This is a genomic window from Streptomyces sp. NPDC048411 (assembly GCF_040704695.1).
GTDB lineage: Bacteria > Actinomycetota > Actinomycetes > Streptomycetales > Streptomycetaceae > Streptomyces.
In genome coordinates, this window is the sequence record NZ_JBEZKL010000016.1 from 1 (window position 1) to 17,816 (window position 17,816).

The 17,816-nt window shown below is 70.0% G+C and carries 17 protein-coding genes, 1 tRNA gene and 3 pseudogenes; 7 read left to right on the forward strand and 14 right to left on the reverse strand.

Annotation, left to right across the window (positions count from 1 at the left end; all coding sequences use genetic code 11):
- Nucleotides 1-151: 151 nt before the first annotated feature.
- Both AB0915_RS08760 and zapE read right to left on the reverse strand, forming a co-directional pair.
- Nucleotides 152-577, reverse strand: a complete 426-nt coding sequence (locus tag AB0915_RS08760) for an OsmC family protein (RefSeq protein WP_345514065.1) — start codon at nucleotides 575-577, stop codon at nucleotides 152-154.
- Between the two features lie 40 nt (nucleotides 578-617).
- A complete protein-coding gene (gene zapE, locus AB0915_RS08765; protein WP_358856396.1) occupies nucleotides 618-1,742 on the reverse strand; it encodes a cell division protein ZapE in 1,125 nt (374 codons plus the stop codon).
- Nucleotides 1,743-1,778: 36 nt separating this feature from the next.
- Between zapE and AB0915_RS08770 the strand changes: the two genes are divergently transcribed.
- The 4 genes from AB0915_RS08770 to msrB all read left to right on the forward strand — a co-directional run bounded on the left by AB0915_RS08770 (nucleotide 1,779) and on the right by msrB (nucleotide 5,004).
- Nucleotides 1,779-2,543, forward strand: coding sequence for a pyrimidine reductase family protein (locus AB0915_RS08770; RefSeq protein WP_366690396.1), 765 nt, complete (start codon nucleotides 1,779-1,781; stop codon nucleotides 2,541-2,543).
- 149 nt (nucleotides 2,544-2,692) lie between these two features.
- Nucleotides 2,693-3,145: an indole-3-glycerol phosphate synthase gene (locus AB0915_RS08775; protein ID WP_366136952.1), complete on the forward strand. Its 453-nt coding sequence runs from the start codon at nucleotides 2,693-2,695 to the stop codon at nucleotides 3,143-3,145.
- Nucleotides 3,146-3,185: 40 nt separating this feature from the next.
- Complete coding sequence (murC, locus tag AB0915_RS08780) at nucleotides 3,186-4,580, forward strand: UDP-N-acetylmuramate--L-alanine ligase (protein ID WP_366690397.1); 1,395 nt, start codon at nucleotides 3,186-3,188, stop codon at nucleotides 4,578-4,580.
- A 10-nt stretch (nucleotides 4,581-4,590) separates the two neighbouring features.
- On the forward strand, nucleotides 4,591-5,004 hold the full coding sequence (gene msrB, locus AB0915_RS08785) for a peptide-methionine (R)-S-oxide reductase MsrB (protein ID WP_366690398.1): 414 nt from the start codon (nucleotides 4,591-4,593) through the stop codon (nucleotides 5,002-5,004).
- 98 nt (nucleotides 5,005-5,102) lie between these two features.
- Here the strand turns inward: msrB and AB0915_RS08790 are convergent.
- From AB0915_RS08790 to AB0915_RS08820, 7 genes and pseudogenes are all read right to left on the reverse strand, one after another.
- Nucleotides 5,103-5,279 (reverse strand): annotated as a pseudogene (locus AB0915_RS08790) (restriction endonuclease); the annotation flags it as partial.
- Between the two features lie 39 nt (nucleotides 5,280-5,318).
- Nucleotides 5,319-5,391: transfer RNA gene (locus AB0915_RS08795), tRNA-OTHER, on the reverse strand.
- A 68-nt stretch (nucleotides 5,392-5,459) separates the two neighbouring features.
- Nucleotides 5,460-6,833 (reverse strand): hypothetical protein, encoded by a 1,374-nt coding sequence (locus AB0915_RS08800; protein WP_366690399.1) that lies wholly within the window; start codon nucleotides 6,831-6,833, stop codon nucleotides 5,460-5,462.
- A gap of 180 nt (nucleotides 6,834-7,013) precedes the next feature.
- Nucleotides 7,014-8,267 (reverse strand): NAD(P)/FAD-dependent oxidoreductase, encoded by a 1,254-nt coding sequence (locus AB0915_RS08805; RefSeq protein ID WP_366690400.1) that lies wholly within the window; start codon nucleotides 8,265-8,267, stop codon nucleotides 7,014-7,016.
- Nucleotides 8,264-9,700 carry an NAD(P)/FAD-dependent oxidoreductase gene (locus AB0915_RS08810; RefSeq protein ID WP_366690401.1) on the reverse strand — a complete coding sequence of 479 codons (1,437 nt, stop codon included), beginning with the start codon at nucleotides 9,698-9,700 and terminating at the stop codon, nucleotides 8,264-8,266. Before AB0915_RS08810 ends, AB0915_RS08805 begins: the two co-directional genes overlap by 4 nt.
- Nucleotides 9,697-11,130, reverse strand: a complete 1,434-nt coding sequence (locus AB0915_RS08815; protein WP_366690402.1) for an FGGY family carbohydrate kinase — start codon at nucleotides 11,128-11,130, stop codon at nucleotides 9,697-9,699. Before AB0915_RS08815 ends, AB0915_RS08810 begins: the two co-directional genes overlap by 4 nt.
- The gene (locus tag AB0915_RS08820; protein ID WP_366690403.1) at nucleotides 11,127-12,671 is read right to left on the reverse strand and encodes an amino acid permease; all 1,545 of its coding nucleotides are present in this window, start codon (nucleotides 12,669-12,671) and stop codon (nucleotides 11,127-11,129) included. The genes AB0915_RS08815 and AB0915_RS08820 overlap by 4 nt, the downstream gene beginning before the upstream one ends.
- Before the next feature lie 435 nt (nucleotides 12,672-13,106).
- Between AB0915_RS08820 and AB0915_RS08825 the strand changes: the two genes are divergently transcribed.
- Nucleotides 13,107-13,868 carry a DeoR/GlpR family DNA-binding transcription regulator gene (locus AB0915_RS08825; RefSeq protein WP_366690404.1) on the forward strand — a complete coding sequence of 254 codons (762 nt, stop codon included), beginning with the start codon at nucleotides 13,107-13,109 and terminating at the stop codon, nucleotides 13,866-13,868.
- Between the two features lie 339 nt (nucleotides 13,869-14,207).
- Here AB0915_RS08825 and AB0915_RS08830 read toward each other — a convergent pair whose 3' ends face one another.
- The 5 genes and pseudogenes from AB0915_RS08830 to AB0915_RS08850 form a co-directional block, all read right to left on the reverse strand.
- Nucleotides 14,208-14,426 (reverse strand): hypothetical protein, encoded by a 219-nt coding sequence (locus AB0915_RS08830; RefSeq protein WP_366690405.1) that lies wholly within the window; start codon nucleotides 14,424-14,426, stop codon nucleotides 14,208-14,210.
- A 909-nt stretch (nucleotides 14,427-15,335) separates the two neighbouring features.
- Nucleotides 15,336-15,430: pseudogene (locus AB0915_RS08835) on the reverse strand (N-acetyltransferase); the annotation flags it as partial.
- A 26-nt stretch (nucleotides 15,431-15,456) separates the two neighbouring features.
- The gene (locus tag AB0915_RS08840) at nucleotides 15,457-15,876 is read right to left on the reverse strand and encodes an arsenate reductase ArsC (RefSeq protein ID WP_366690406.1); all 420 of its coding nucleotides are present in this window, start codon (nucleotides 15,874-15,876) and stop codon (nucleotides 15,457-15,459) included.
- 137 nt (nucleotides 15,877-16,013) lie between these two features.
- Nucleotides 16,014-16,766: an MIP/aquaporin family protein gene (locus AB0915_RS08845; RefSeq protein ID WP_366690407.1), complete on the reverse strand. Its 753-nt coding sequence runs from the start codon at nucleotides 16,764-16,766 to the stop codon at nucleotides 16,014-16,016.
- Nucleotides 16,763-17,146: a metalloregulator ArsR/SmtB family transcription factor gene (locus tag AB0915_RS08850; protein WP_366690408.1), complete on the reverse strand. Its 384-nt coding sequence runs from the start codon at nucleotides 17,144-17,146 to the stop codon at nucleotides 16,763-16,765. Before AB0915_RS08850 ends, AB0915_RS08845 begins: the two co-directional genes overlap by 4 nt.
- A gap of 90 nt (nucleotides 17,147-17,236) precedes the next feature.
- Between AB0915_RS08850 and AB0915_RS08855 the strand changes: the two genes are divergently transcribed.
- Both AB0915_RS08855 and AB0915_RS08860 read left to right on the forward strand, forming a co-directional pair.
- Entirely contained in the window at nucleotides 17,237-17,743 is a 507-nt protein-coding gene (locus tag AB0915_RS08855; protein ID WP_366690409.1) for an ArsI/CadI family heavy metal resistance metalloenzyme, read from the forward strand.
- Nucleotides 17,731-17,805: pseudogene (locus AB0915_RS08860) on the forward strand (hypothetical protein); the annotation flags it as partial. The gene AB0915_RS08855 and the pseudogene AB0915_RS08860, both read left to right, overlap by 13 nt.
- Nucleotides 17,806-17,816 lie beyond the last annotated feature (11 nt).

The window sequence follows — 17,816 nt, forward strand, 5'->3', positions numbered from 1 at the left end:
CGGTAGGCCGCTTCGTAGTCGCCGCCGCCCAGGCTGACCAGGGTGCGCGCCTGGTCGCGACGCCGCCTCCCATGTGCCGGTCGGTCTGAGCCTCGTGCGTGTCATGGGCCCGCAGGGCCCCGTGGGAGCACCCGCGGGGCCGTCCGTGCGGTCAGACGAGCGACGCGGTCAGCGTGATCGTCGTGCCCGTGAGGGCCTGGCTGACCGGGCAGTTCGCCTTGGCGTCCTCGGCGGCCTTGATGAAGCCTGCCTCGTCGAGACCGGGCACCTCGCCCTGCACGGTGAGGTGGATGCCGGTGATGCCGGTGCCGGGCTGGAAGGTGACCTCGGCCTGGGTGTTCAACCGGGTCGGCGCGTTGCCGGCCGTGGTCAGACCGTTGGACAGGGCCATCGAGAAGCAGCTGGAGTGCGCCGCCGCGATGAGCTCCTCCGGGCTGGTCTTGCCGTTCGCCTTCTCCGCGCGGGACGGCCACGAGACCGCGTAGTCCCCGATGCCGGAGGAGTCGAAGGTGACAACGCCCTCGCCCTCGATCAGGTTGCCTTCCCAGACCGTGTGCGCCTGACGCGTGGTTGCCATGCTGGATCCCTTCGGATGGGTGGAGTTACCGCACCCGAACCTACTGCGCCACCAGTCCCTTTGCGTCGCGCGCCAGCGCCGTCAGGCGGGAGATCGCCCGGAAGTACTTCTTCCGGTACCCCCCGTTCAGCATCTCGTCGCTGAACAGCCGGTCGAACGGGAGCCCCGACGCGAGCACCGGGACCTCCCGGTCGTACAGCCGGTCGGCGAGCACGACGAGCCGCAGCGCCGTCGACTGGTCCGGCACCGCCTGCACGTCGGTGAGGCACACCGCGCGGATGCCGTCCGTCAGCGCGCCGTACCGGCTCGGATGGACGCGGGCCAGATGGTCGAGCAGCGACGGGAAGTCGTCCAGGCTGGCGCCCTCGGTGGCGTACGCGACCTTCGTGACCTGCTCGTCGGAGTACGGCGCCGGTGCCTCGGGAAGCCCGCGGTGCCGGTAGTCCTCGCCGTCGATCCGCAGCGGCCGGAAGTGCGAGGACAGCCCCTGGATCTCCCGCAGGAAGTCGGCGGCGGCGAAGCGCCCCTCGCCGAGCTTGCCGGGCAGGGTGTTGGAGGTGGCGGCGAGCGCGACACCCGCCTCGACCAGCCTGCTGAGCAGCGACGACACGAGAACGGTGTCACCCGGGTCGTCGAGCTCGAACTCGTCGATGCACAGGAGCCGGTGCCCGCTGAGCGTCTGCACGGTCTGCTGGAAGCCCAGCGCGCCCACCAGGTTGGTCAGCTCGACGAAGGTGCCGAACGCCTTGAGTGAGGGAGCGGCGGGCGTGGCGTGCCAGAGCGAGGCGAGGAGATGCGTCTTGCCGACGCCGTACCCGCCGTCGAGATAGACACCGCGCGGCCCGGCGACCGGTGCCGCCTTCCTGCCGAACCGCCACCATCCCTCCGAGGATCCGCTTCGCGCGCTCCCCTTCCTGCCCGCACCCGTCGCGTGCGCCCCGCCGAGCCCGTGCGCGAACTCGTCGAGCACCTTCACCGCGTCGGTCTGGCTGGGCTGGTCGGGATCGGGGACGTACGTGTCGAAGCGCACCGAGTCGAAGCGCGGCGGCGGCACCATCTCGGCGACCAGACGGTCGGCGGGGACGTGCGGCTCAAGGGCGCACAGGGACAGCGGGGCCGTTTCGGCTATGGGGCTCTGCCCCGGCACGGCGGTGGATGACGACACAGCTCTCAAGCTTAAGCGCCGTGCGAGACTGCACGGATGCGACGCCTCTTCCCTGTGACCGACCCGACACCGGCTGCCGAAGGAGGGGAGTGGAGTCTGGACGAGCTCGCCGACGCCTATGCGTACCCGGCGGGCGACAGCCCCTGGCTGCGCGCCAACATGGTCTCCACACTCGACGGCGCCGCGCAGCACGACGGACGCTCGCAGCCGATCTCGTGCGACACGGACATGCGGATCTTCGGCACGCTCCGCGCTCTGGCCGATGTGGTCGTGGTGGGTGCGGAGACCGTACGGATGGAGGGGTACCGACCCGCCAGGGCCCGGGACGCCTTCGCCGCGCGGCGGGCGGCGGCCGGCCAGGGACCCGCGCCGGCGATCGCCGTCGTCAGCGGGAGCTTGGACCTGGATTTCTCGCTCCCGCTCTTCGTGTCGCCGCTCGTCCCGACCCTCGTGGTCACCGGGGCCGGTGCGCCGCCGGACCGGGTCGAGGCGGCCCGCAGCGCGGGCGCCGAGGTGGTGATCGCGGGGGAGGGCTCCCGGGTGGACCCCACCAGGGTCGTGCGGGAGCTCGCGGACCTCGGGCTGAGGCGGCAACTGGCGGAGGGCGGGCCCCGGCTGCTCGGTCAGTTCGTGGCCGCCGGGGTGCTGGACGAGCTCTGTCTCACCCTCTCGCCCATGCTGACCGCCGGCGACGCCCAGCGGATCACGGGCGGCCCCTCGGTGGCGGTGCCGGAGCGATTCACCCTCGCTTCGATGCTGGAGGAAGCCGGATTCCTCTTCACTCGGTACCGTCGGATCTGACAATCGGCGGAATTTCCCGTTCCGGTTAGCTTCCGATGGGCACAATTACTCACGCAGACCCCGTGCGACCACGGGGAAGGATGGTTTCAGCAGAGGCCGTCGAGGCCCGATGGAGCAGAAGGGCGCCCGAGGTGTTCACCAGCGTTTTGATGATCGAGAAGCCCCTCACTTCCGAGGACGTCGAGTTCGTCACCACCCTGCACGGGGAGGAAGAGACCTCGTTCGTCGTACTGATGCAGCCGCGCGGAGACCAGGCCGACGTCCTGCTGCGCGCCATCGACGACGTGGCGATCGGCGAGCTGAAGGAAGCCGCCCGCGAACTCGAGGAGCCGGAGGGCAAGGACGCCAGGCAACCCGCCGAACTGGCGCTCGAGGTATCGCTCGCCGCCCTGCGCCAGGCAGGCTCGGAGGCTGTCGGACAGGTGGTTGAGGAGCACCCCCTGGACAAGCTGAAGTCCGTCGTCGACGAGGCGGGGGCGGACGAGGTCATCGTGCTGACCGCACCGCACTACGTGGAGGAGTTCTTCCACCGCGACTGGGCCTCCCGGGCCCGGCACAAGGTCGGCGTACCAGTGCTCAAGCTCTTCGCGCACAGCGAATAGGCTGGGGGCGACTCACAACGACTTCTGGGGAGACACACGCATGGCACCCGGTATTCCTGCCGCCATGGAACGGCCGCACTTCATCGGCATCGGCGGCGCCGGAATGTCGGGCCTCGCGCAGATCCTCGCCCGGCGCGGCGCGAAGGTCGCGGGCAGCGACGCCAAGGAGTCGGGCACGGCCGAGGCACTGCGGGCGCTGGGGGCGACCGTCCACATCGGGCACGCCGCCGCCCACCTGGCGGACGACGCGTCGTGCGTGGTCGTCTCCAGCGCCATCCGCTCCGACAACCCGGAGCTGCTGCGCGCCGCCGAGCTGTCGATCCCCGTCGTGCACCGCTCCGACGCGCTCGCCTCGCTGATGCAGGGCCTGCGTGCGATCGCCGTCACGGGCACCCACGGCAAGACGACCACCACGTCGATGCTGGCCGTCGCCCTGTCCGAGCTGGGCCTCGACCCGTCGTACGCCATCGGGGGCGACCTCGCGGGCCCCGGCACGAACGCCAGGCACGGCGAGGGCGACATCTTCGTCGCCGAGGCCGACGAGAGCGACCGCAGCTTCCAGAAGTACGACCCCGAGGTCGCGATCGTCCTCAACGCCGAGCTGGACCACCACGCGAATTACGCCTCGATGGAAGAGATCTACGACTCCTTCGAGACGTTCGTCGGGAAGATCGTCCCCGGCGGCACCCTGGTCGTCTCCGCCGACCAGTCCGGCGCGGTCGAGCTGACGCGACGGGTACGCGACCTGGCCTCGCTCAACATCGTCACGTACGGCGAGTCCGAGACGGCCGACGTACGGGTTTACAAGATCACCCCGCGCGGTCTGACCAGCGAAGTCACCGTCGTCCTGAACGGCAAGTACCTCACCTTCACGGTCTCCGTCCCCGGCCGCCACTACGCCCTCAACGCGGTCGCCGCTCTCGTCGCCGGTGTCGCGCTCGGCATCCCGGCCCACAACCTGGCCTCCGCCCTCGGCACGTACACCGGCGTCAAGCGCCGCCTCCAGCTCAAGGGCGAGGCGGCGGGCGTCCAGGTCATCGACTCGTACGCACACCACCCGACCGAGATGACCGCCGACCTCGAAGCGATGCGCGGCGCCGCCGCCGACTCGCGCCTCCTGGTCGTCTTCCAGCCCCACCTCTTCTCCCGCACCCAGGAGCTCGGTACGGAGATGGGCCAGGCCCTCGCCCTTGCCGACGCCTCCGTGGTCCTGGACATCTACCCGGCCCGCGAGGACCCGATCCCGGGCATCACCAGTGCCCTGATCATCGACGCGGCGAAGGCGGCCGGCGCCGACGTCACTGCCGTCCACGACAAGACGGCGGTTCCCGAGGTCATCGCGGGAATGGCGAAGCCCGGCGACCTCGTTCTGACCATGGGGGCGGGCGACGTCACAGACCTCGGCCCGCAGATCCTGGATCACCTGTCGAGCTGAGGGAGCGACCGTGTCGTACGACATCGAGAAGCCGGACGAGGAATGGCGCGCGGAGCTGACGCCCGCCGAGTACGCGGTCCTGCGCCAGGCCGGCACCGAACCGGCCTTCGTCGGTGAGTACACCGACACCAAGACGGCCGGCGTCTACTCCTGCCGGGCCTGCGGCGCCGAGCTGTTCCGCTCGGACACGAAGTTCGAGTCGCACTGCGGCTGGCCGTCCTTCTACGACCCGAAGGGCACCGACGCGGTCGATCTGATCCAGGACCGCAGCCACGGCATGGTCCGCACCGAGGTGCGCTGCGCCCGCTGCGGCTCGCATCTGGGCCATGTCTTCGAGGGCGAGGGCTACCCGACGCCGACGGATCAGCGGTACTGCATCAACTCGATCTCGCTGCGGCTGATCCCGGACTCCGACGAGGGCTGACCGGAGCGGACGCCGTAGGTGACCGAGCCCTGAGAAGCCTTGAGCCCCGGATACCGATGGTTTCCGGGGCTCTCGTGGCGCTGAACGACTTGTGCGCCTGGGCGTTTGAAGACCTGGTGACCGTGCCAGAGGATGAACTTCGGGTCGACGGCCGGGCGTCCGGGCCTGGGGGCTGTCACCGGGCGGCCGTGGAGGGCGTCGATGGCCTGTCCTGACTGGCTGCGGGCCACATACAGCTGTGAGACCTGGATGCCCAGGTCGGGCAGGAGCCCCAGTCCGGCGTATGCCGCCGAGCCGACGGAGTGGTGAGACGGCGGCAAGGGCAGGATTCGAACCTACGTCCACCCGGAGAGCGAGCCGGGCGCTCCTCCGCAGAGCTTCCTCGCCGCCGCCCCGATTCTCCTCATGCATGGCCATCCTGGGCAACTGATTTTCGGCTCGGGGCGGCAGGGGCGTCACAGCCATTCCTCGGTGGCGGCGCGCTTGCCCTGGCCCGAGAAGACTCCGGCGGACCGAAGGGCGCTCGCCATCAGCGGGTCGGTGACGGCCACGCCGTGCACCAGCTCGGGTGTGCGGTGGAAGCGGACGGGTTCCGCAGCCGGGCGGGGTGCGGTCCAGCCGCCGGCCACCGGGTCCACACCGTGCCGGGCGCAGGCCGCTTCGACGAGCGAGCGGGTGCATTCCTTCTCGCCTCGCAGGACCTCCCACGGCCGCGGCAGTTCCGCCCACACGTACGTGTCGGGGTGCAGCCCGCCGCCGCTCCGGCGGTGCCAGTAGGCCACGTCCGCCGCCATCAGCCTGGGTACCTTGCCCGGGCACACGCGGTCCAGGACCTCCTCCCGGCCCAGTTCGGTCATCAGGGCGAACCAGTGCGCCCGGGCGGTTCCCCAGGCCTGTGCCGCCTGGTTCCAGGTGGAGGAGTCGTCGCCGCGCCGCACGATCATGCTCGCGGGTTCGAAGCCGGAGCGGTTCCAGGCGTCCTCCAAAAGCTCGGCCACCTCGCGCAGGAAGCGGTTCCAGCGGACCAGCAGCCGGACCAGCTCCTGGTCGGACAGGTGTCCCAGCACCTCGGCGGTGGGGTGCGCGTGCGCCACCGCGTACCAGTTCGCCTGCTCGGGCGCCGCGCGCAGCCGCTGGAAGAGAGCGTCGGTGACCTCGTCGTACGGGCGGCGCTGCATGCCGTTGGTGAAGATGCTGCGCATGTTCGCGCGGGCGGTGACGTACGCGACGAAGGCCGCGGTGTCCGGATCGGCGGCGAACAACTCGTACGGCAGGGCGTGCGCGAGCGCGCCCTTGCCGGTCATGGTGACCTCGCGTCGGCGCTGCTCGTGGAGCAGTCGGGCCAGTTTGGCCTCCATCCGCCGCAGCAGCCGGAAGCGCTTGTTGTACTGGCGCTTGGAGATCTCGCCGATCCCTGCTTCGGCGCGCTCGGCCCGGTTCAGCCGGTCCAGTCCGAAGTCGTTCTCCCCGTACTGCCGGCAGATCTCCTCGCCGGCCCGGCGGATCGCCGATTCGATCTCCGCGGGATCCTCCCCGGCGCCCTCGGAGAACTCGGGTAGGGACGTGAACAGCGTCGCGGCGCGGGCGAGTTGACGCTGAGCGCCGACGGGCCGGGCGAAGTCCTCGAGCATGGAGGTGTACCCGTGCCACAGCCTGCGCAGCGAATGCGCAGAGGCCTTCTCCAGCGTTGCTGCGGTAGCGGGATCGAGCCCGACCTGGAGGCCGGCGAACAGGTCCTGGATCAGCTGGGCTATGTCCTCGGGACGCTTGCGGAGGCCGAGGGAGGCATGCAATTCACGCAGCAGTTGCTCGGCATGGTGCGACGGCATGCGGCACACCATGCCATCACCCGCCTGGGACCTCCACCGGTTAACCGGCGGGTGTGCCAGGCCACCCTGCCGTTCGGTCTCACAGTGGTGAAGGGGCTGCCGCGCTCGTGCGGTTTTGTCCGTCAGGGTGGGACAAGCATGAGCGCGGCAGCCTGTCTCGAGGGCCGGCTGCGGTAGTGGCTATTGCAGGCCGATGTGGACCGGGCCGCCGGTGGGTGACACACCGTCGAGCACGCTGGAGGGGATGCGGAAGACGCGGCCGGGTGCGGCGGGCCAGGCGAGGGTGCGGCGGGTGACGGTCCGTCCGTCCTGGCGGACGGTCACCTTGGGGAAGCGGACGAACTCGTCGGCCCACAGCAGCAGGCGGCCTCGTGCGGGCGCCGGGTCACCGGGTCGCAGGATCTGGGGGGCGACCCACCGGAAAGGAGCGTCGGCGATCAGACGGACGCCCTCGGCCGGCTGCCGTTCGCTGTTCAGGTGGTTGATGATCTGCTGGGCGACATGCTTGCCGTCGAGGGCGGCGACGTCGGCGGTGTCGACGGGGTGCAGCACGTTTCCGGCGGCGAAGACGCCGGGGCGGCTGGTGCGCAGGGCGGTGTCGGTGAGGGGGCCGAGGGTGCCCTCGTCGAGGGTGATGCCTGCGGCGCGGGCGAGTTCGTGGTCGGGGATCCAGTCGCCGGTGAAGACCACGGTGTCGCATTCGATGGTGCGGCGCTGGCCGGTGTCGAGGTGTTCGATTTCGACGGCCTGGCAGCGGCCCTTGCCGATGACACGGGTGACGCGGCTGCGGGTGGCGACGGGGACGCGCAGGACGGTGCGTCCGGCCGCGTTGAAGGCGGCGTAGGACTCCGCCTTCGGGTACTGGCTGACCATGAGGGCGGGAGTGCATCCCGCTTCGCGCAGGGTGACGGCCGCGGACCAGCTGACAAGTTCTCCGCCGACGATGACGGCCCGCTTGCCGACAGGCTGGTGGTGGAGGTGGACGAGGTTCTGCAGCTGACCGGTGGTGTAGACGCCGTGCGGGCGGTCGCCGGGGATGCGGCGTGCGGTGCGCGGCCGTTCGCGGGCGCCGGTGGCCAGCACGATGGACCGCGCGCGGATCTGGTAGCGGCCGTCGGGGCTGGTGACGTCGACGGTGTCGTCGTCGGCCCAGCCGGTGACCATGGTCCGGGTGCGGATCTCCGCTCCGGCCTGGGTGGCCTGCTGGACGAGGTGGCGGGCATAGGCGGGGCCGGACATCACGCGGTGCAGGTCGCGCAGACCGTAACCGGTGTGGTCGCTGTGCCGGGGAATTCCGCCGGCGGCCTGCTCCCGGTCGACGACGAGGACGTGGCCGGCCCGTCGGCCGGCCAGCTCGGCGGCGGCGGTCAGACCTGCGGGTCCGCCGCCGATGATGAGGACGTCGGGCGTGATCAGGGGCGGCTGGTGGGTCATCGGGGGTCCTTGTGCTGGCGGCTGCAGCCGTCGTGGGTGTGGTGCTGTTCGCGCAGGGCCGCGACGGCTGCGCCGCAGAAGAAGCCCTGGCAGCGGCCGTTCATGGCGCGGGTGCGCCGACGCAGTCCTTCCAGGTTGTGGGCAGGTACGGGGGCGTGGCAGGCGTCGCGGATCTCACCTTCGGTGACTCGTTCGCAGAAGCAGACGATGGTGCCGTAGGCGGGGTCGCGGGCGATGAGGTCGGCGTCCTGGTAGGGGCGCAGGGAGGCTTCGCCGATGTTGGGCATCTGCGGGGGCTCGGGCAGGTCGCTGCGGGTGCGCAGGGCCAGGCCGGCTTCCTCGAGGAGCGTGCGGGCGTGTTCGGCGATGGCGATGCCGGCGGTCAGGCCGGTGGAGCGGATGCCGCCGACGAGCAGGTAGCGCTGGTGCGGGGTGGCTTCGATGAGGTAGTCGGGGTGGTCGATCGCCGCTCTCAGGCCTGCGTAGCTGGCGGTGACTTCCTCGGCCAGCAGCCGCGGCATGAGGCGCTCACCCTTGGTGAGGAGGAACTCGTAGCCGTCTTCGGAGGTGCCGGTGTCGGTGCGGTCGGTGAGATCCTCGGCGGTCGGGCCGAGCATGACGTTGCCGTAGATGGTCGGGGAGATCAGCACGCCCTTGCCGCGGGAGGACGGCACCGGCAGGACGATTTTGTCGACCATGGGGCGGGTGAGCTTGTCGAAGACGAACAGCTCTCCACGGCGGGGCGTGACGGTGAAGCGGTCATGGCCGAAGAGCCGGTCGATGTGGTCGGCCCCGAGGCCGGCGGCGTTGACGACCCAGCGGGCCCGTACGTCACCGCCCGCCGTGTGCAGGGTGGTCGCCTCGTCCCCCTGGTCGATGCCGGTCACGGCGTGCTTGAGCAGGATCGTGGTGCCGCGTTGCTGGGCGTCGGTGGCCAGCGCGAGGTTGGTGGTCCAGGTGCAGATGATGGATTCGTCGGGAACGGTCAGGCCACCGAGCACGCCTTCTCCGAGGTCGGGAAGCGCGCGGTAGACCTCGTCGGCGTCGATGATGCGGCAGTGCTCGTAGCCGTTGGCCTCGGCCTTGTCCTTCAGGCCGGGCAGGGCCTGAAGCTCTTCGTCGTTCCAGGCCACCAGCACGGCGCCGGTGTGTTCGACGGGGATTCCGGTTGCTTTGGCGTAGGCACTCAGCAGGTGGTAGCCGCGGGCGACCAGCCGGGATTCGAGCGTGCCGGGTTTGGCGTCGAAGCCGGTGTGCAGGATCGCGGTGTTGGCCTTGCTCGTGCCGTCGCCCACGTCGTCGCGGGCCTCGATCAGCGCGACGGAGACCTCGCAGCCGGACAGTTCGCGTGCGATCGCCGCGCCGACGATGCCTCCGCCGATCACCGCGACGTCGAAGACGCCGTTGTGGGGACGGTGCGGGGTGGCGGTCATGAGTGATCTCCCTCGGTGGCGCAGGCCGTGGCGGCCTTCGCCCATGTGGTGCGGAACTCCTCGGCCCGGTCGGCGGACCAGCGGGGTTCGTAAACGGTGGTCGGCTGCCAGTCGCCGACGGCCTCTTTGAGACTGAGTGCGGGGTCGAGGGCGCAGCGGGCCAGGGCGGCTGCGCCCAGTGGGGTGGCGTGGGCGTGGGGGTAGATGTCGACGGGGATCTGGGCGATGTCGGCCTGGGCCTGCATGAGGGCGGCGGAGTTGGTCAGTCCGCCGTCCGCGCGCAGTCGGCTCAGGGGCTGGCCGAGGTCCTTTGCGACCAGCGCGCCCAGCTCGGCGACCTGTGCGGCGATTCCCTGGAGCACGGCCAGAATGAGGTGTTCGCGGCGGGTGGCCAGGGTCATGCCGGAGAAGGACGCGGTGGCCTGTGACGCCCACCAGGGGGCGGCGAGCCCGGCGAAGGCGGGCACGCACAGCACACCCTCGCTATCGGCTGCCACCACTGCGTCCAGGTCGGTCGCGGACTGGATGAGGCCGAGGTCCTGCAGCCAGCGCACTGCGGAGGCGACGGTGTAGACCTGGCCGTCCACGCAGTACGGGGTCTGTCCGGCCGCCTGCCAGGCCACCGATGTGGTCAGGCCCGCGCTGGAGCGCACCGGGTTCAGACCGGTGTTCGCCAGCAGGAACGCGCCGGTGCCGTAGGTGCACTTCGCGGTGCCCGGCTCCAGACAGCCCTCCGCGACCAGGGCCGCCTGCTGGTCGACGATCAGCCCGGCCACCGGCACCTCCTGGCCGAACGCGCGGGTGGTGCCCACGATTTCGTCGCATGCGGCAATGCGGGGCAGCCGCTCCCCGCCGAGACCGAACAGGTCGGCGAGCTCGGGGTCCCAGGCAGCGGTGTCCAGGTCGAGGATCAGCGAGCGGCTGGCGGTGGAGGCGTCGGTGACGAACTCGCCCGTCAGGTGATGCACCAGCCAGGTGTCGGTGGTCGTCACCACCCCGTCGCGGGTGAGGTTGCGGCGCAGCCAGGCCATCTTGGGCGCGGAGAAGTACGGGTCGAGGACGAGACCGGTGCGCCGGGCGATGCTCTGGGCGTGCTCGGTCAGCTCGCTGCAGACGCTTTCCGCGCGCCTGTCCTGCCACACGATCGCCTGCGTCAGGGGCGTTCCGGTGGCCGGGTCCCAGGCCAGGACCGTCTCGCCCTGATTGGCCAGGGCCACGCCGGCGATCGGCCGGCCGGCCGCGCTCACGGCGCGGCGGCCGGCGTTGAGGACGGAGTCGAGCAGCTCGTGCGGGTTCTGCTCGACGCCTCCTCCGGCGAGATAGGTGGGGCGGACGGTTTCCTCCGCGATGGCGACGGTTCCCTCTTCGGCGTCGACGACGATGGCCTTCGTGCCCGAGGTGCCCTGGTCGATGGAGAGAATCGCGGTCATCGTGCGCTCCCGGCCGTGGTGGCGTCGGCAGGATTCTGGCCCGCGGTGTCGGCGGCGTCCAGCGCCCGGTCGACGTCGGCCATGTCGGGCATGGTCAGTCCGTCGCGGCCCCGTCGGATGATCAGGCCGGTGAAGTAGACGGCACCGATCGCGAACAGGACCAGTACGTAGATCCATGGGGCGCGGAAGGAGGCGTCCCGGAAGATCAGCAGTTCGTACGCCAGCCAGACGCCGGCGACGACGAGGACCGGGATCTCCCAGCGGCCCAGTGAGAACCCCTGGGACGCGGGCAGGGAGCGGCGCTTGGCGGCGTACATCGCGACGGTTCCGGCGTAGATGAGGGCGGGCAGCAGGGTGCCGGCGGAGAACAGCTGGAACAGCGCGTCCGTGGAGCGGGAGAAGACCGCGAGGATGATCTGTGCGATCAGCATCATGAACACCGAGGCGTTCAGCGGTGTCGCCGTGCGCCGGTCGATCCGCTTCAGCAGCCGCCAGCCGGGGAAGCGCTCGTCCCGCGACATCGCATACACCAGGCGGGTGCCGCTCAGGGTGATCACCAGCCCGCAGGAGAAGATCGAAACGACGACCAGCACGAGCAGGATCTTCCCGACGACTGAACCCAGCACGGCGGTGATCACAGTGGCCACCGGCGTTGCCGACTCCGGGACACCGTCGATCCGGCCGGCTGCGGCAGTGATCGCGACCAGGAACAGGAAGCCCAGCACGCCCAGGGAGAGCACCGCCTGAATCATCGCCTTGGGGATGACACGAGCCGGATCCTTGGTCTCCTCGGCCAGGTTGGCCGCCGACTCGAATCCGACGATGGTGAACGCGCCCAGCAGGAACGCCAGAGCGAACGGTCCGGCCTTGGTGGCCCCGCCCAGGGCGTAGTAGCCGCTCTCCGGGACGGGCCCGGCCGCGAACAGGTGAGAGAAATCCAGCTTGCCCGTGAAGGCGCCCACGGCGAACAGCAGCACGGTCAGGGCGATCATGCCGACGAGCTGCACCGTCACGGCCACATTGTTGACCCGGTGGGTGGTGCGCGTCGAGGCGGCGACCAGAACAGACTGCAGCAGCACGACAACGGCTGTGATCAGCCAGGCGTTCTGCGTGGTGCCGACGTAGCGGAACAGCTCCGGAAGAATGGTGGAGGCGATCGTGTAGTCCACGGCGATCAGGACCACACCCAGGAAGGCGAACGAGATCCATCCCATGATCCAGCCCCATACCGGGCCCACGATGCGTGACACCCACTGGTACGAGTAGCCGCTGATCGGGATGCGCGCCGCGAGAGCGCCGAAGACGAGGGCGATGGACAGCTGGCCGATCACGGAGATCGGCCAGGCCCAGATGCCGCGCGGGCCGGACGTCGCGAGCACCGAGCCGTAGGTGGTGAAGATGCCGGTGGCGATGGAGACGAAGCCGAATGCCACGGAGAACGAGGCATACCAGCCGAGCTCCCGCGCCATGTGCTGCTTGGGCTCACCGGTGCCCGCGCCGTCTGTTCTCGATCCCTGGGGACCTGCGTCGTCGTATGCCATGCCTCTTTTTCCTGCTTCAGAGTGGCCCGCCGTGGATGCGAGAGCCAGTGGACGTGGAGGAACCGAACGGGTCGGCATGCAGGCACGCCCCGCGCGGGGGTCTGCTGGGGGCCTGTCTGTTGTTTGGGGCGGTGGGGCCGCGATGGTGCGCGCGGCCGTACCGGTGGCAGTCGACAACCCGGCTCTTGACCGTTCTTGTGGGTTATTGACCGCGAGTTACTGGAAGTGTGGACCTTTGCCTGCTCGACGTCAAGGGTTGGTCTTCGCGTAACGCACCGGGCAGGCCTGGCGCACTCACCCAGGCCCCACAGGCAGCGGCAGAGGGGAAGGGGGAGACCAGCAGGAGCAGGCGCGACGACCTGATCGCGGCTGCCTGGACCGTAGAATGCAGTCACAGATCCACAAAAACGGTCACCCTTCCCAAGGAGGCAGGTCGTGCTCGCCGCCGAGCGCCATCGCAGAATCGCCGCCGAAATCGCCCGGCTCACGTTCGTCACCACTGACGATCTGACGACACTGCTGGGCGTCTCCCACGAAACGGTCCGCAGGGACCTCGCCCTGCTCGAGCGGCGTGGCCAGCTCTCCCGGGTTCACGGCGGCGCCACCAGCCCTCAGGCGCCGGTCGGAGAAGAGGCACCCTTCAGCGAACGCAGCGGCGCCCTCGCCTCGGAGAAGGAAACCATCGGCCGCGCGGCAGCAGCACTCATCCAGCTTAACCAGACCGTTGTCATCGACGTCGGCACCACCGCTTTGGAAGTCGCCCGCGCGCTGCCCGCCGACCACGCCGGGGTCATCGCCACCCCCTCGCTCCTCGTGGCCGCGGAAGTCAGCACACGCCCCCGAGTCGAGGTCCTGGTCAGCGGCGGCCGGATCCGAGCCGGCGACCTCGCCTGCTCCAACGCGCAAGCGGTGGAATTCTTCAGCAACCTGCGCGCGGACGCCGTCTTCCTGGGATCCGGCGGCATCGCCCCCTACGGGCTCACCGACTTCCACCTCGACGAAGTCGCCACCAAGCGAGCCATGCTCGCCAACGCCTCCCACCGTTACGTACTCGCCGACTCGAGCAAGTTCGGCCGCACAGCCGCCCACCGCGTATGCGAGCTGAACGGCTTCGACTCCCTCATCACCGACAAGCCGTGCCCGACCGAACTGCGCACCGCCCTCGACCGAGCCGGCAGCTCCGTCATCGTGGCTTGAAAAGGTCAACAACCAAGGCGCTGGGCGGGTGGGACGCCCGGCGATCGGCAGCGGGTTCCGGGCAGCGCGATGCCGTCCAGCTTCCCGGCCCTGGCGTCGTCGACCAGTGAGGAGAACTGGTCGGCGCTCATCCGGACGCGCCGGCCGAAGTCGTCGTGCGGTGACCGGCCTGTGTGCTGTCGTGCTCCGTCGAACGCTCCCGTTGCTTCGTTCTCGAGGGAGGAGCCGGGAACCGGACAGATCTGGAGTCCGACTCCTCGGGAGGCAGGCCGACAGGCACACGGGTGGCCGACGTCCCCAGCGATGGCAGATGTCGGGCCCACGCCAGTGTGGTGACCACTATGCGGTGTTGTTCCAGTCGTATGGTCCGCCGCCGCGCCACTCGATCAGCTCGGGGTCGTCGATCGCGCGATCCTCGGTGGGCAAGCCGGCGCGGTGGAGGAACTCGAGCACGTCGAAGAGGCTGTAGGCGGTGCCTACGCGCTCGCCGTGGATCGTCACCTGCCGCCCACCGTCCGGCGAGGGCGGAAGCACGACCACAGGAGGGTGCTCGTCCATGGCACCACCATGCGCCGCAACTGGTTGTCCTGCAGCTTCAGGCTGCACCGTCGCCGTCGGACAGCTGCCCGACGACGCCGACCAGTTGACCTTCAAGGCGCCGCAGACGTACTCCGACGGCAAAACCCTGAAACGGGATGGGGACGCGTCGAGTGGTGTAGCCGATCACTGCTGAGCACCCCTGCGGCATGGATGGCGCCGGCGCTGGAACCGACGGGTCCGTCCGGTGGAGTGCGGTGCTCAGTTCGGCGGTTCGGATGGGCGGTCGATCCGGGTCGGGAGTGGGTCTCCTACGGCCGAGTCGGGTGCGAAGGGAGGTGTCGCCCCGGCAATGCTGAGGTATCCGTTCAGGCTCTGTGTGATGGCGAGTCCGTACCCGTCGGGTGTCTGTGTGTAGCCGTTGCGCGGGCGCGAATCCCGATCGTTTCGCGTCGCCCAGCCTTGATCATCCCAGGCGCGCATCACCAGGTCGAAGTACCGATCGGAGGTATCAGGTGTGGTTCCGAGCACCCAGTACCTGATGTCGAAGAATTCCAGGACGTTGTCGGGGTCGCTTTGGTCCCAGGACAGAGTGACACCGTGGTGAAACGCCGCCTTGGGAAGGTCCGGATGTCGCAGCGTCAGCGCCAGTTCGGCGGGTACTGCCCGGAGTGTGGCGGTGAAGTGCCGTAGCAACTGTGCACGAATCGCGGCCTGCGTCGCTGCCGGTGGCATACCGTCCTCGTTTCGTTGTTTCGCAGGGTTGTGTGCCGCCCTTCGGGGCCCACCGGCCGACGCAACGCCTCGATCGAGCCGCGACGGCACCTTCAGCGTTACAGGCCACCTCACGCCGGCCGGATCCGATCCTGGTCACGCCGACTGTGCCACAACGAAACAGGCGAACTCCATACGAACGGCGAATAAGGTGCCAGCGAAGGTCGGCGCGGTGGTCTCGAAGGTGGCGTCGCCGCCGTCGATGCCCAGCCGGTAGATCGCCAACACCTGTCGGCGTGCTGGGGCAGCATCGCGGCAATGCTCACCGTGGCCGCGCTCACGTGGCGGCCTGGATGCCGAGCTCGGCGAGCAGGCCGCGGATGCGCGCCTCGATCTCTTCGCGGATCGGGCGCACGGCCTCGACGCCCTGGCCGGCCGGGTCGTCCAGCTTCCAGTCCAGGTACCGCTTGCCGGGGAAGTAGGGGCAGGCGTCTCCGCAGCCCATGGTGATCACCACGTCGGAGGCCTGGACGGCCTCGACGGTCAGCACCTTCGGGGTCTCGGCGGAGATGTCGATGCCGACCTCGCTCATCGCCTCGACCGCGGCCGGGTTCACGGTGTCGGCCGGGACGGAGCCGGCCGAGCGGACCTGGACCTTCTCCCCACCGAGGCGGGTGAGGAAGGCGGCGGCCATCTGGGAGCGACCGGCGTTGTGGACGCAGACGAACAGCACGGACGGAACTGCCGGGGTGCTCACGGGTGGGTTCTTCTCTCTTGCGTGGTGCGGGGGTCGGTAACTGCTTGCCGGTGAGTGGCGCACAAGGACGGTTCAGTGCGCAGGACTCACTCCTGCTCGCTGCTCAGGAACGGTGTGTTCGCGGCGCGCGGCCGGGGTCAGCGGCCGGAGGCGGCGGGGTGGTGCTCGTGCTTGCCGTGCGGGACAACCACGTCATCGGCGGCCGCCGCGTCGGGCCGACCGAACAGGACGGCCACCAAGGCAACGCCGACGGCCAGACCGACCAGCTGGGCGGCGACGAACGCCGGGACCGATGCGGGGGCGATTCCTGCGAAGGTGTCGGTGAACGCCCGGCCGATCGTCACAGCTGGGTTGGCGAAGCTGGTGGAGGAGGTGAACCAGTACGCCGCGCCGATGTAGGAGGCGACGGCGGCCGGCGTGAAGTGGGCTCGCTGGGCACGGGCCAGGCCGAAGATCAGCAGGATCAGGCCGGCGGTGGCGACCACCTCGCCCAGCCACAAGTGCGGGGCGGAGCGGTCATGGCCGGACCAATGCACGAGGGGCTTGGCGAACATCGCGTCCGCGAGCACCGCGCCGCCGATCGCACCGGCGATCTGCGCGGGCAGGTAGGCCGCCACCTCGCGCGGGCTCGGGCCGTCGCCTGCCCGGCGGCCGGTCCACCAGGCGGCCAGGGTGACGGCCGGGTTGAAGTGGGCGCCGGAGACGGGGCCGAGCAGGGCGATCAGCACGCCCAGCCCGAAGACCGTGGCCAGGGAGTTGGCCAGCAGCTGTACGCCGACGTCGTGGGACAGCTCGGTGGCCTGGATGCCGGAGCCGACCACGATCGCCACCAGGGCGGCGCTGCCGACCAGCTCGGCGGCCGCGCGGCGGGCCAGGGGTATCGCTGTCATCCCGCCCTCACCGCCGCGGTGCCGGCCGGGGTCTGCAGGAGGGAGGACAACCGGGCCAGGGCGGCGGGCAGGACCCAGTAGTAGACCCAGGTCCCGCGCCGCTCGGAGCCGACCAGGCCGGCCTCGCGCAGCACCTTCAGGTGGTGGGAGATCGTCGGCTGGGACACGTCGAACGGGCCGGTCAGGTCGCAGACACATGCCTCGCCGCCCTCATGCGAGGCAATCAGCGACAGCAGCCGCAGCCGGACTGGGTCCGACAGCGCCTTGAACATCTTCGCCAGGTCGAGGGCGGCGTCCTCCCCCAGCGGCTCGCGGACCATCGGCGTGCAGCACGCCACCTGGTTGTCCTGCCCGAGCACCGGCAGTTCGAGATTCGACATAGGTCTATGTTGACAGTCATCTAATCGCGGTGGCAACCTCGGCTGTATCGACGTCCGTCGATACAAATGATCCGGATCGGGGAGACAGCCATGTCCCGTGTTCAGCTCGCGCTTCGCGTCGCCGACCTCGAAGGCTCCATCGCCTTCTACTCCAAGCTCTTCGGCACCGAGCCGGCCAAGCGCCGCCCGGGCTACGCGAACTTCACCATCACCGAGCCCCCGCTCAAGCTCGTCCTCATCGAGGGCGAGAGCGGCGAGGACACCCGCCTGGACCACCTCGGCGTCGAGGTCACCACCACCGACGAGGTCGCTGCCGCCACCGGCCGCCTGAAGGCGGCGGGACTCGCCACCTTCGAGGAAAACGACACCTCCTGCTGCTACGCACTCCAGGACAAGGTGTGGGTCCACGGCCCTGGCAAGGAGCCCTGGGAGGTCTACGTCGTCAAGGCCGACGCCGACACCGTCGACAAGACCACCGCCACCGCTCCCGACGCCTGCTGCGGCACCACCGCCTGCGACACCCCCGACGAACAGGCACTCGACCCCGCCCAGACCCCGGCCGAGGCGAAGGCCGCCGACTGCGCGTGCGGCAGCTGACTCCAGCGGCCGGCCGGCTCGTCCTCCATGTCTTCGCCGCGCTGGCCGAGTTCATCCGCGAACTCATCGTCGC